Source organism: Sphaerospermopsis sp. FACHB-1094, assembly GCF_014696195.1.
GTDB lineage: Bacteria > Cyanobacteriota > Cyanobacteriia > Cyanobacteriales > Nostocaceae > Sphaerospermopsis > Sphaerospermopsis kisseleviana.
On sequence record NZ_JACJPT010000128.1, the window covers coordinates 1 to 13898 of the forward strand.

Consider the following 13898-nt stretch of genomic DNA (forward strand, 5'->3'; position numbering starts at 1 on the left):
ACCACAGTTACAGAAGATGGAACACAAAACCTAATTTACACCTTCACACGCACAGGTTCCACCACTAACAGCCTCACAGTAAACTACACAATTGGAGGTACGGCAACTAACGGTAATGACTACAGCAGTATTGGTACAAGCGTTACCTTTGCTGCTGGTTCATCCACTGCTACAGTTACAGTTGACCCCACAGCTGACACTACGGTAGAAAGTGATGAAACCGTTGCCTTAACTTTAGCCTCTGGAAATGGTTACACCATTGGTACTCCCGCAGAAACTGAGCAATATGCTTCCACAGTTATTTATTTTAGTTCTCAGTGGTCTGTAGGCTCATGGGGTGCAGTACAAATTTTAGGTCAACCTAATACTCTAAGCTACGGGGATCTTCCAACGTCATGGGCTCCTAGACCAGCGAATGCTGACGGAGATCTGCAAGCAGATGAGTTTATCACAGTAGGTTTTGCTACACCAGTATATGCTAGTGGCATAGAAGTTCGCGAAACCTACGGAAATGGATTTGTCAGAAGCATTGATTTGTTAAGCAACCAAGGTACTTATTACTCTGTTTGGTCAGGAATTGATACTAGTAAGCCTGGTCTTCCAGTGGATTTCAGAATCAATTTCGATCAAACGAGTTACTTAGTTGTTGGTGCAAGAATTAATGTTGACATTGATCATACAAGCGGTTGGGAAGAAATTGATTCTGTTAAATTGATTGGGACAACAGGAGCAGTCACAGGGACAATTACCAATGATGATCTCCCATCCGTAAGTCTATCCCTGACCTCAGCCACCACAGTTACAGAAGATGGAACACAAAACCTAATCTACACCTTCACACGCACGGGTTCCACCACTAACAGCCTCACAGTAAACTACACAATTGGAGGTACGGCAACTAACGGTAATGACTACAGCAGTATTGGTACAAGCGTTACCTTTGCTGCTGGTTCATCCACTGCTACAGTTACAGTTGACCCCACAGCTGACACTACGGTAGAAAGTAATGAAACCGTTGCCTTAACTTTAGCCTCTGGAACAGGTTACACCATTGGTACCACCAGTGCAGTCACAGGGACAATTACCAATGATGATCCCTTCACTGGAACTTCTAACGCTGACACCTTAATCGGTACAACTGGTGCAGATACCTTGATCGGACTTGCCGGCAATGATACTTATACCGTTAATCATGTAGGTGACATTGTTACCGAAGCTCTCAACGCAGGAACTGATTTAGTCAACGCATCTATTTCCTACACCTTACCTAATAATGTAGAAAACCTGACCTTGACGGGAAGCAGCAATATTAATGGTACGGGTAATAATTTGAATAACACCCTCACTGGTAATAGTGGCAATAACACCCTCAACGGTGGTGCTGGTATAGACGCCCTCACAGGAGGAGTAGGAAGTGATATCTTCGTTTTCCAATTTGGACAATCTCCAGTATCAGGAGCAGACCGAATTACCGACTTTGCCATCGGTACTGATAGAATTGACCTGTTAAGTTCCTCCGGAGGAGTTCTGGCTGCTCCCACCAGTTTCACTCGCGCTGCTAATAGTACAGCCACTACCTTAACAAATGTTGTCAATAGTGTATTTACTGATGCTAATGGAGCATTAACTGGCAATCAGGCTTTAGGGGTAAATAGTGCAGCTTTAGTCAATGTCACAACTTCCGTTATTGCAGGGACTTATTTAGTCATGAATGATGGTGTGGCTGGTTTCCAAGCAAGTAATGACTTATTGGTGAATATTACAGGATTTACTGGTACATTACCAGCTTTAGGTAGCATTACTGTTAGTAACTTTTTTATCTAAGTATCTAAGCTATCCTCCCGTGATTCAGAAGCTAGTTTAACCGAAATCAATCTAATATTTCTTTATCCCAACCTAAGAGGTGGTTTAAAAACCTCTAGGTTGGCTTGACAAAAGAAAATCTAACACCAATTATTAGACATCTTGTGGTAATTAATATAGAAACGTGCAACATTTATACAACTGTTCTGCAAACTGATTATGTAATTTATCCAAAATGTCTATTACAGCACTTACCAATGTCATGAGGTACAATATGAACAGGCTGGACTTATACTGAGCTTGTACTGAGCGAAGCCGAAGTAAGCCTGTGCTACAAGGGTTTTGTCATTAATATCTGTACTTCATAAATATCTGTACTTCATAATAACGGAAACTGCTGTATATATCCGACTATCCAATATTTATTAATCCCTGAAACTCTATGACTTGGCTATACTTCTCACTGGCTGCGGCTACCTTTGAATCTCTGCGAGATGTCTTTAGTAAAGTTGTGACAAATAAAGGCAATCAACCCTTAGATGAGTATTTAGTTGCGTGGGCATTAAGGGCATTTACTCTAATTATTTATATTCCTTGGTTGTTATTATCACCTAACCCAATACCTACCATCGGGAAAGATTTTTGGTGGGCTTTGTTAGCTGATGCTACTCTATCTACTATTGGCGGCATTTTATATATGAGGGCGTTGCGTTTTGGAGATATATCTTTAACTATACCGTTAATGGGATTTTCGCCGTTATTTTTAGCGATCGCTTCTCCTTTAATTCTGAATGAGTTTCCTGCAAAGTCACAACTTATAGGTATTTTATTAATCTGTTTTGGTGCATATTTTTTAAATATAAAGCCCAAGGAGAACAATTATCTCACACCGGTAAAATCTTTGATGACTACCCAATCTTCTCAATTAATGTTAATAGTAGCTTTTCTCTGGGCTTTAACTACTTCTTTTGATAAAATTGGGGCAACAAATTCCTCGCCATTATTTTTCTCAGCTTCTCTCTATTTTTGTACAGCTATAATGACTTTGCCTATTGTAATTTTATGCTCTCCTAATTGGTTTTCTAAGTTAAAAAGTAATTTCTATAAATTGGTTTTATTAGGTAGCTTAAAAGCACTTGATATGTGGTGTCATGTGATGGCGATCGCATCTACAGTAGCAGCAAATTCCGTGGCGGTAAAACAAAGCAGTTTATTGATGACTGTAGGATATGGCTATTTCCTCTTTCATGAAAAAAATATTAAACATAGATTCTTAGGTTGTATTATTATCATTGTTGGTGTATGTGTATTAAGCATTTTTTAGAGTATTTTCTAGAGTATTTTCTAGAGCGATCGCTATTAGTGTAAGTTTCTGTGGGCATATTGCGATAAATTTTAAATTTTAAGGTGATCGCCGATTGGGTGGCTCAATGAAATGTAATGTAATGCACTTTTTTAATGCTAAACTCAGATTTTGAATTATAGTAACTAAGTATTGTTTAGATGCAGTTTGAATGGAATCCAGACAAAGCGAACTCAAACTTGAAAAAGCATGGTGTTTCATTCAAGGAAGCATCTACTGTTTTTAACGATCCTTTATCTGTGACATTTCCTGACCCAGATCACTCTTTTGGCGAGGAGCGTTACGTTATCATTGGATTATCAAGTACCAATCGTATCTTGATAGTCCCTCATACAGATCGAGTAAATCGAGTTCGGATTATTAGCGCGCGAGAGGCAACCCGAAATGAAAGGAGGTTTTATGAAGATGGAGAGTAACCACGAACTAGAAGACGACTTAAGACCTGAGTATGACTTTAGCAAGATGCAGGGTGGTGTTAGAGGGAAATATGTCGAACGCTACAAGGCAGGAACGAATGTAGTGTTACTCGATCCTGATGTTGCTCAAGCATTTCCAACAAGTGAAGCGGTTAATGAAGCACTCCGGCTGCTCATGCAAATTGCCCAAAGACAGAAGCCTAACAATGCGTTGGAGCAGACCTCTCAAACGTGATATTTAAAAGCTAAAGGTCATCTGCGGCGAGCATCCGATTGATTACTCGGCAATAATAGGTTGGATTATTAGCAGAGCAAATGAAGAAGGATACACATAAACCGGATTATTATCATTGTTGGTGTATGTGTATTAAGCATTTTCTAGAGTATTTTCTAGAGTATTTTCTAGAGCGATCGCTGTTTTCTCATTGGAAGAGGGAACACTATTTTCACCTGACTATTAAGCGTGTCGAGTAATTGTAAATTTTTGTTACAAATATCGGAAGCTGAGGTTGATGCTGTTCATATCGCAGTTGCAATGGTTAATTTGATTTTTTTCAACAATGAAAGCTGATCAATGTTGGGTTTCCTAAAGTCAACCCAACCTACATCTACATACCCAATTTACTCAGTATGATTAGGTAAATTATGAGGATCAACTCCTTGCGATCGCAAATAAGCCATTAACCTTTCTTTCTCCTTACGTTCTTTTTCAATCATTTCCAGCGCCCAAGGTAACAAGTTACCTGATTGATCCCACCAGCGCAACCAATAACCTGTACGTCCTTCCTTTGCACCTTGCCAAGTTCCTAAAAATAGACCCATTGACTCGATCCAATGACGACCATTTTCCTCTGGTTGTTTCAATTCATAACTTCCATTTTCCAGTTGATAATATTCTAATAATCCTCCATCTGGTTCAAAAATGATATAAATAGGAACTTGCAAAATCTGTTCATAAAAAAACCATTTTCCCGGCGGATAGGTACGTTTAAATGAATATTCTCCGCCGTCTTTATCTGACAAAAATTCCATAACCACAGCCGGTATATCCCCTTCTAAATGGGGTGTATAGCTTTTCCGTCCTGGCAATATTTCTTTAACTGAAGGTATATATAGCCAATCTGGTGCTTTGGCGATAAATTGATCATTTAATGTGGCACATAAAGCAAAATTAACAGCAATTAACATCTGTGGTTGAATAAAACCACTGATTTCTAAACTTTCACACAAAGCACCTGCTAAAAGTGGTTGTCCTGTATTGTCTACTGGTTCATCCTCTAGTTGAAAATCATCGGGTAACGCTTCCCATGAGATAACCAGTCCCGTCTGTGATTTACTTTCACTGAGTAGGGTTGCCATAAAAGTTACCTTTACTTGATTTATTTTTATTCTATCATCTGAATTTCATCTATTATTATTTTCGTAGTGAGGACTTCAGTCCTCAAAGGAGGAATAAATTCCTCACTACAGTTAACTATTCAGCTAAAAACTCTCCTAAACTTGGAACATCTACCCACATTTTAGAATCATTTGATTGATGAGACAAATCCATCAATAATTGAGAATAAACCCCTTCTTTCAAAGATGGTATAATCTCTTGTTTGCTTTCAATTCCTGTCACCCATTGATCTACAACTCTTAAAAATGAACAAATTCGACCATCAGCATAATGTTGAGGAAATAATAATTGTTGAGGAATTTCCATTTCTGTTAAACTTCCCCCAACTTGAGAACCCCAAATTTTAAACCCGTGAATATAATCTTTTTGTTCTTCACTTCCTAAAACTAATGTTCCTTTATCTCCATAAACTTCTATCCAATGGGGTCGGGGTGCATGAACTACTGCACTAATAGCAATTTGACATGGTGTACCATTTGTTAATTCCAAAGATATCAAACAATTATCATCTGTATTTACTGCTTTTAATTCCCCATTTACAGGATCAATTCTTTGGGAAATAGCTGTATTAAAATAAGCATTTAATTTCCTAACTGGTCCAAATAACCAGTTAATATAATCAAAAGCATGAGAACCTAAAGAACCCAATACCCCACCACCTTGATCTTTACGAGAATACCAATTATAAGGACGGGATGTATCAGCACGAGAAGAACCTAACCAGTCAATTTTTATTAACCGAATATTTCCCACATAATTTGTATTTAACAACTGCTGAAAATATTGCCATGCAGGAATAAAGCGGAATTCAAAATCTACTGTGGCAATGACATTTTTAGTTTTGGCTAATTGATATAATTCTTTAGCTTCATTTGCGTTTAAAGTCACTGGTTTTTCTAATAACAGATGTTTACCAGCTTCTAATACCTGTTTCCCCATTTCATAATGTAAAAATGGCGGTGTGGAAATACTCACAGCGTCTACCTCTGGTAAATTGATAATTTCAGTGAAGTTATCACTAAAATGAGGAACATTATTATTTTCTGCAATGATTTTTGCTTTGTTGATATCTCGATGATAAACCGCAGTTATTTTGGTTTTGTGATGTGCTTGAAATGTGGGAATATGTACTTTTTGACCAAAACCAGTACCAACAATTGCAACCCCAATCATATTGTATCTTTGATTTATTTGCTAAATTTACCTTTTAGTATTATACTAAATATTGATACTATTAATTGTTTTAAATAAAATCCAATTTCTTAACTATGGATTTACTAGGATGAATGAAAAACAAACTATCAATCCTTGGAATTATAAACCTTGGTGGTGTCAACCTTGGTCAATTATCCTCACAGGTATCACATTAATTGGCGGTAGTTGGTTAATACTCAAACTTATATGGTTGACAATTATTGTTGCTATCCCTGTATTAAGTTGGATGGGTTTCTTTTTATTAATCTGGCCAAAATTAATGGTTGAAAGCGGCATTTTAGATCAAAAAAGTAATGAGTAATAAGTAATTATCAATTACCAATTACCCATTATCAATTACCTATTACCCAGTCCCCAGTTACCCTCCATGACTGCGGGGATCATCTTGACTATTTGTTGATACTGGGGCGGAAAATTTGGAAGTTTTACCACTCATTTGCGCGTAGGGTAGGGGAGAACCATTTACCAAAGCTTCTAAGTTGCTGGCCATGATGGAACGGGGTATGTCACCAATAGCTTCGGCTATACTTTCTCCTTGTTTACCCAAAAATACAAAGTGAGGAATACCATCTACTCGATATTTGAGCATTTCTGGCAACCATTTGTTATTATCTACATTCAGCATGACAAAGTTTAATTTGTCTGCATATTGTTGTTTGAGTTCGGCTATGTCGGGTGCCATTTTTTGGCAGACTGTACACCAATCTGCATAAAATTCTACTAAACTGGGTTTATTATTGCTAACTGCAACTTCTAAGGGTGTGGATGCTGCATCTAGTTCGGTGAGAGAAACTGAGGTTGTCTGGGTTTGCAGTCCTAAAAATAGGGCAGCACTCAGGGCGATCGCTACAATAACAATGAGGAAGTTTCTCAAACGCTTGCCCAATGTAGATTCAGGCTTGGTAGGAGCATTAAATGGTGCATCTGTACTCATAATTTATTTATTAAGACTTATTAAGCAGTTTCATCATCTAGTTTAGCAAAACTTAGTTTTTTACCCATGAAAAAACGAGTCACCCTGACTTTTCCTAAACGTGCAATTCAAATGCCTGTCACTTACCGACTGGCAAAAGATTTTAATGTTGCGGCGAATATTATCCGCGCTCAGGTGGCCCCTAATCAAATTGGTAAACTGGTAGTGGAATTATTGGGGGATATTGATCAACTAGATGCAGCTATTGAGTGGATGCGATCGCAACACATCAGTGTTTCCCATAATTTAGGTGAAATTGTCATTGATGATGATCTATGCGTTGACTGTGGTTTGTGTACTGGAGTTTGTCCAACGGAAGCTCTTTCTCTCAACCCAGATACATATCAACTTACATTTACGCGATCGCGTTGTATTGTTTGTGAACAATGTATTCCCACTTGTCCGGTACAGGCTATTTCTACCAATCTTTAAAATCTTTAAAAATGAGATTATCTGAATAATTACATATCAAATAACTAGCAGCCAATGTTGTTAAAAAGTCTATAAAATAATAGATTTCAATTTTTCGCTACTGCTATGATGCAAAAATATGATGAGATAGTGAATTGATATAACCTATGAACTTAGCCACAACACCCACAGTCAAAAGTCTAGGAAATTGTGCATATCAAGCAATCGAAAAACACTTTCACAAAACCATAAAATGGGAAAAATCAGTTAAAAAAGACGAAAATCCAGAAGCACTACACCAAATGCGTGTGGGAATGCGTCGTTTACGTACAGCAGTTAGTCGGTTTGAGCTATGTTTAAATTTACCCAAATCAGCCAGCGATAAAAATATTGGTAAAATTGCCAGAATACTAGGAAATCTCCGAGATTTGGATGTCTTAAAAGAGATACTGGAAAATAATTATAAACCACATTTACTTCCAAAGGAACAAGCATCTTTAGAGATAGCTTTTTCTACTTTAGCCAAACAACGGGAAGTTGCTTTTTCCCAGGTGCAAAAAATATTGAAAGATGAAACTTATAAATCTTTGAAAAATCATTTTCAAAAATGGTTAGAAAAGCCTAGTTATCAACCATTAGCAGATTTGCCAATTCAGCAAGTGCTACCAGATTTACTGTTACCTGAAGTCAGTAAATTATTATTGCATCCAGGATGGATGGTTGGTACTCAAGTTGTAAACTCAGAAGTAGTTGTACAAAGCAACTGGACACCGGAAGAGTTAGAAAAAAATCTGAAAAATCAAGGGAAAATTCTTCATGATTTGCGAAAACAAGCTAAAAGAGTTCGCTATCAAATGGAATTATTTACTGATTTATACGGTGAAGCTTTTACCACACATATTTCACAGGTAAAAAGTATCCAAGAAATTTTGGGAATGCTGCAAGATAGCATGGTTTTAAATGAGTGGCTGGAAAATATCTTTAAGTCAGAAATTAACGAGCAAATAAGTGGTCTAATAACTTTATTAGCTGTAAATCGTTACCAATTATGGCAGCAGTGGCAACCACTACAACAGCAATATTTAAAACCAGAAACGAGACAGAATTTATATCTAACAATATTGCCATCTTTATCAATTGATAATTGATAATTGATAATTGATAATTATTAATTATTAATTATCAACTATCAACTATCAATTGTTCATTAACCTATTAATTTCTGCCAAGTCATTGGACCAACAATGCCATCAGCAGTTAAACCATTTTGCTGTTGAAATCTCTTAATTGCCGCTTCTGTATTGCGACCATAAATACCATCTGCAACAGTACCTACACGATGTTGTATATATCTCATTACTGGTCCGGTGGTTTGATTTCCTTGCACTAATCGTTTTGATAATATCTGATTAATGGCATTCCATGTAGTGCTAGTTGCCATTCCACTGGGAATAATTCCCACAATTCTTTGAAACTTCTCTACAGCAGAAGTTGTGGCAGGTCCAATAATATTATCCTCATCCAAACGCCTATTATTTCTATCAGTTATTTGTAGTCGATTTAAAGCTTGTTGCAATCTGAGAACAGAGGTATCTGTATTTTGTTCCTCATCTCGCACTATGTTTACAGGAGAAGATACCACTTTACCAGTTAACCCTGTAACAATAGCATTGGCCATTGCTTCCCCATCATAAAGTTGCATATCTTTCGCGGAATCAATAAAGCAACATTCTATGAGAATACCTGGCATATTTGTATTTCTAATCACGTACAGGTGAGAACCATTCTTGACACCGCGATTAAAAAATCCTAACTTGATAATTTCATCTAATACTGGTTGGGCGATTTTTCTCCCAGCATCACTCATAGCAAATACTTCTGTTCCATTAGCTTGCCCATTAAAGGCATTAAAATGAATAGAAACAAAAACATCAACTTTGTTTCTATTAGCTATATCACAACGTCTACCCAGAGATTGACTGACTGTTCTGGCACTATTTGGTGTACAAGATATTGCTTCATGACCTAAGCTTTTTAACTTAGCTATAACTTTATTTCCCACGTCCATAGTTAAGTTATCTTCAAATTTAATACCTCTTACTCCCGTATCTGGAGGACAATTATGCCCCATATCAATTCCAAATTTCATGGTGTATCCTCAACGTACTTTCAACAGAAAAGATTTAATTAAAAAAATGGGCTTGTTTGGGATTTTTTCTAGTCAAAAACCAGAATTATGATATCACATATTATAATTGCTCAAAATCGACAGCAACTAGATATTTATGTAATCACAATGTAACTTGTAAATTTCCCAATACAGTGAAAAAAGGTAAATCCATCTTAACTTCAGTTTCAATAGGCAAATGAGATATTCTACTCTTTAGGTAGATATTCCCCCATTAGTCCGCAACAATGTTTAAGATCAAAGTAAAGAAAGATTTCGTAACTGAGTGACATGAAACGTATTGTCTTAATTGCTGGTTTTGAATCGTTTAACGCTGATTTGTACCGAAAAGCGGCTTTTTTGGCTGTTTCTCGCTGTCCTGAGTTAGATATTCGCGTTTTTAGCGATCGCAATATTACCACCAACCCAGAAGAGGTACAAGCCGCACTTCAAGGTGCTGATGTATTTTTCGGTAGTTTAATATTTGACTATGACCAAGTTTTATGGTTAAGAGAACATATTGCTAATATTCCCATCCGGCTTATTTTTGAATCAGCACTAGAATTAATGAGTTTAACGAAAATAGGGGTGTTTTCTATCGGTGATAAACCTAAAGGAATGCCTAAACCTGTTAAATTCATACTCGATAAATTCAGTAATGGTAAAGAAGAAGACAAACTCGCAGGTTATATAAGTTTCTTAAAAATTGGACCAAAACTATTAAAATTCGTACCAGTACAAAAAGTCCAAGACCTCCGCAACTGGCTCATTATCTACGGTTACTGGAACGCAGGAGGAACGGAAAATGTAGCAGCTTTATTTTGGACACTTGCGGAAAAATACTTAGATTTACAAGTCGGTGATATTCCTGCACCTATCGAAACCCCCAACATGGGTTTATTACATCCCGACTATCCAGGGTATTTTACATCACCTAAAGCATATTTGGAGTGGTATGAAAAAAGGAGTCAGGAGTCAGGAGTCAGGAGTCAGGAGAAAGAAAAGAATAAAATTACCCAGTCACCAGTCCCCAGTCACCAGTCCCCAGTTATCGGAATTTTACTTTATAGAAAGCACGTCATTACAAAACAGAATTATATCCCCCAATTAATCATAAAATTTGAAGATTCGGGTTTAATACCTTTACCAATTTTTATTAACGGAGTTGAAGGTCATGTTGCTGTGCGTGACTGGATGACAACCGACTATGAAACCCAACAAAGACAACAAGGAAATATTGAAACTCCTTCCCTTTCTTCAGCAGCAGTCAAAGTTGATGCGATCATTTCTACAATTGGGTTTCCTTTAGTTGGTGGACCTGCGGGTTCAATGGAAGCAGGAAGACAAATAGAAGTTGCAAAACGCATTTTAACTGCTAAAAATATTCCCTATATTGTCGCTGCACCTTTATTAATTCAAGATATTCATTCATGGACTCGTCAAGGAATTGGCGGTTTACAAAGTGTAGTTTTATATGCACTTCCTGAATTAGATGGGGCAATTGATACTATACCTTTAGGTGGTTTAGTTGGTGAAGATATTTATTTAGTTCCAGAAAGAGTACAAAGGTTAATTGATAGAGTTAAAAATTGGGTTTCCTTACGTCAAAAATTAGCATCAGAAAGAAAAATTGCCATAATTTTATATGGTTTTCCTCCTGGTTATGGTGCTGTAGGAACTGCTGCTTTATTAAATGTTCCTCGCAGTTTAATTAAATTACTTCATGCACTTAAAGAACAAGGTTATACAGTAGGGAAAATTCCTGAAGATGGAGAGGAATTAATTAAACAAGTAAAAGCAATAGATGAAGAAATGGAAACCTGGGAAAAAGATAAACCTTTCCCCACAGATGCTAATACTGTCAATGCTAGAAAATTAGAAAAATGGTTAGGATATCTCCGCACTTCTAAAATTGAAAAACAATGGAAATCTTTAACAGGTGCAGGAATTAAAACCTATGGCGATGAATTACATCTTGGAGGTGTAACATTAGGAAATGTTTGGATCGGTGTTCAGCCACCTTTAGGAATACAAGGCGACCCGATGCGGTTAATGTTTGAGCGAGATTTAACTCCCCATCCTCAATATGCTGCTTTTTATAAGTGGTTGCAAAATGAATTTCAAGCTGATGCAATTGTCCATTTTGGAATGCACGGAACTGTGGAATGGTTGCCTGGTTCACCTTTAGGAAATACTGGTTATTCTTGGTCGGATATTCTGTTAGGAAATCTGCCAAATTTATATATCTATGCTGCTAATAATCCTTCAGAATCAATTTTAGCTAAACGTCGTGGTTATGGGGTTTTAATTTCTCATAATGTGCCGCCTTATGGACGGGCGGGTTTATATAAGGAGTTGGTAAGTTTACGGGATTTAATCGCAGAATATCGGGAAGATCCAAAGAAGAATTATGTGCTAAAAGAAGGTATTTGTAAGAAGATTGTTGATACTGGTTTGGATGTTGATTGTCCTTTTGATGATGCGAAAAAATTGGGTATTGCTTTTACGCCGGAAAATGTCAGGATGTTTAGTGGTCATGCTTTTGATGATTATTTAATCAAGTTGTATGAGTATTTGCAGGTGTTAGAAAATCGGTTGTTTTCTTCTGGTTTACATACTTTAGGTGAAGCGCCAAGTGAGGAGGAGTTAAAGGGTTATTTGGATGCTTTTTTTGGAGAAGAGAACGAACCACGAAGGCACGAAGGACACGAAGAAAGAAGAGAAGAAGAAGAGAAAATAATTACAAGTTTGTTGAATCAATCTACTGATGAGTTGACGAATCTTTTGCGGGGTTTAAATGGTGAGTTTATTCCTCCTGCACCGGGTGGAGATTTGTTGAGGGATGGGGCGGGTGTGTTACCTACTGGGAGAAATATTCACGCTTTAGATCCTTATAGAATGCCTTCTCCTGCTGCTTATGAAAGAGGTAGGGAAATTGCACGGAAGATTATTGATCAGCATTTAGCAGAACATCAGAAATATCCTGAAACTGTGGCGGTTTTATTGTGGGGTTTGGATGCGATTAAAACTAAGGGTGAATCTCTTGGTATTCTGTTAGAATTGGTGGGTGCTGAACCTGTTAAGGAGGGTACGGGAAGGATAGTAAGATATGATTTAAAACCTCTTTCTGATGTGGGACATCCGCGCATTGATGTGTTAGGAAATCTATCTGGTATTTTCCGTGATAGTTTTGTGAATATTATTGAATTATTGGATGATTTATTTCGACGTGCTGCGGAAGTTGATGAACCGGAAGAACAGAATTTTATTAGAAAACACGCTTTAGAATTAAAAGCGCAAGGTGTGGAAAATTCCTCAGCAAGATTGTTTTCTAACCCCTCTGGTGATTTTGGTTCTTTGGTTAATGATAGAGTGGTTGATGGTAATTGGGAAAATGGCGAGGAGTTGGGTAAAACTTGGGAAAGTCGCAATGTTTTTAGTTATGGAAGAAAGGATAAAGGACAAGCTAGGCCGGAGGTTTTGCAGACATTATTAAAAACGAGCGATCGCATTGTTCAAGAAATAGATTCTGTTGAATATGGTTTAACTGATATTCAGGAATATTATGCCAATACTGGAGGTTTAAAAAAAGCGGCTGAACAACAAAGCGGGAAAAAAGTTACAGCTAGTTTTGTGGAAAGTTTTTCTAAGGATACCACCCCTAGAAATTTAGATGATTTGTTAAGAATGGAGTACCGAACTAAGTTATTAAATCCTAAATGGGCGGAAGCAATGGCTAACCAAGGTTCTGGTGGTGCTTTTGAAATTTCCCAACGAATGACGGCTTTAATAGGTTGGGGTGGAACTGCTGATTTTCGAGATCATTGGGTTTATGAACAAGCTGCGGATACTTATGCTTTAGATGCAGAAATGGCGGAAAAGTTACGCAAAGCAAACCCGGAAGCTTTTAGAAATATTGTTAGTAGAATGTTGGAAGCACACGGGCGCGGTTTATGGAATGCTGATGGTAATAGGTTGGAAAAATTGCGTCAGTTGTATGAATTGAGTGATGAACAATTAGAAGGTGTGACAGTTTAGAAACTTAAAAACGTAGCGACTGTCTTGATTGTCAAGCGATCGTAAAGGAAAAATTTAAAGTCTAGGAAAAAAGTCAGAAAATAGAGGATAAAAACAAAGCAAAACAAAACAGG

The 13898-nt window shown here is 37.3% G+C and carries 12 protein-coding genes; 8 read left to right on the top strand and 4 right to left on the bottom strand.

Annotated features, from left to right (window positions below; all coding sequences use genetic code 11):
• The 4 genes from H6F47_RS23865 to H6F47_RS23880 form a co-directional block, all read left to right on the top strand.
• The coding region (locus H6F47_RS23865; RefSeq protein ID WP_277877178.1) for a bluetail domain-containing putative surface protein at window positions 1-1824 on the top strand (1824 nt) is incomplete at its 5' end.
• Window positions 1825-2245: 421 nt separating this feature from the next.
• The gene (locus H6F47_RS23870; RefSeq protein ID WP_190651305.1) at window positions 2246-3127 is read left to right on the top strand and encodes a DMT family transporter; all 882 of its coding nucleotides are present in this window, start codon (window positions 2246-2248) and stop codon (window positions 3125-3127) included.
• A 179-nt stretch (window positions 3128-3306) separates the two neighbouring features.
• A complete protein-coding gene (locus tag H6F47_RS23875) occupies window positions 3307-3582 on the top strand; it encodes a BrnT family toxin (RefSeq protein ID WP_096572002.1) in 276 nt (91 codons plus the stop codon).
• Complete coding sequence (locus tag H6F47_RS23880) at window positions 3566-3817, top strand: hypothetical protein (protein WP_190347993.1); 252 nt, start codon at window positions 3566-3568, stop codon at window positions 3815-3817. Before H6F47_RS23875 ends, H6F47_RS23880 begins: the two co-directional genes overlap by 17 nt.
• 386 nt (window positions 3818-4203) lie before the next feature.
• On the opposite strand, the gene H6F47_RS23885 is transcribed toward H6F47_RS23880, so the two are convergent.
• Both H6F47_RS23885 and H6F47_RS23890 read right to left on the bottom strand, forming a co-directional pair.
• Window positions 4204-4941 (bottom strand): Uma2 family endonuclease, encoded by a 738-nt coding sequence (locus H6F47_RS23885; protein ID WP_190651307.1) that lies wholly within the window; start codon window positions 4939-4941, stop codon window positions 4204-4206.
• 115 nt (window positions 4942-5056) lie between these two features.
• Window positions 5057-6154, bottom strand: a complete 1098-nt coding sequence (locus tag H6F47_RS23890) for a Gfo/Idh/MocA family oxidoreductase (RefSeq protein ID WP_190651310.1) — start codon at window positions 6152-6154, stop codon at window positions 5057-5059.
• A gap of 109 nt (window positions 6155-6263) precedes the next feature.
• On the opposite strand from H6F47_RS23890, the gene H6F47_RS23895 reads away from it, so the two are divergent.
• A complete protein-coding gene (locus H6F47_RS23895) occupies window positions 6264-6497 on the top strand; it encodes a DUF6737 family protein (RefSeq protein ID WP_137666404.1) in 234 nt (77 codons plus the stop codon).
• Between the two features lie 57 nt (window positions 6498-6554).
• On the opposite strand, the gene H6F47_RS23900 is transcribed toward H6F47_RS23895, so the two are convergent.
• Window positions 6555-7130 carry a thioredoxin family protein gene (locus H6F47_RS23900; RefSeq protein WP_096571998.1) on the bottom strand — a complete coding sequence of 192 codons (576 nt, stop codon included), beginning with the start codon at window positions 7128-7130 and terminating at the stop codon, window positions 6555-6557.
• Window positions 7131-7196: 66 nt separating this feature from the next.
• On the opposite strand from H6F47_RS23900, the gene H6F47_RS23905 reads away from it, so the two are divergent.
• Window positions 7197-7601: an NIL domain-containing protein gene (locus tag H6F47_RS23905; RefSeq protein ID WP_096571997.1), complete on the top strand. Its 405-nt coding sequence runs from the start codon at window positions 7197-7199 to the stop codon at window positions 7599-7601.
• A gap of 146 nt (window positions 7602-7747) precedes the next feature.
• Window positions 7748-8728, top strand: a complete 981-nt coding sequence (locus H6F47_RS23910) for a CHAD domain-containing protein (protein ID WP_190651312.1) — start codon at window positions 7748-7750, stop codon at window positions 8726-8728.
• Window positions 8729-8787: 59 nt separating this feature from the next.
• Here the strand turns inward: H6F47_RS23910 and H6F47_RS23915 are convergent, their stop codons facing one another.
• Window positions 8788-9729 carry an N-acetylmuramoyl-L-alanine amidase gene (locus tag H6F47_RS23915; RefSeq protein ID WP_190651314.1) on the bottom strand — a complete coding sequence of 314 codons (942 nt, stop codon included), beginning with the start codon at window positions 9727-9729 and terminating at the stop codon, window positions 8788-8790.
• A 309-nt stretch (window positions 9730-10038) separates the two neighbouring features.
• Here H6F47_RS23915 and bchH point away from each other — a divergent pair, with 309 nt between their 5' ends.
• Window positions 10039-13785: a magnesium chelatase subunit H gene (gene bchH / locus H6F47_RS23920; RefSeq protein ID WP_190651316.1), complete on the top strand. Its 3747-nt coding sequence runs from the start codon at window positions 10039-10041 to the stop codon at window positions 13783-13785.
• The last annotated feature ends 113 nt before the right edge of the window (window positions 13786-13898 follow it).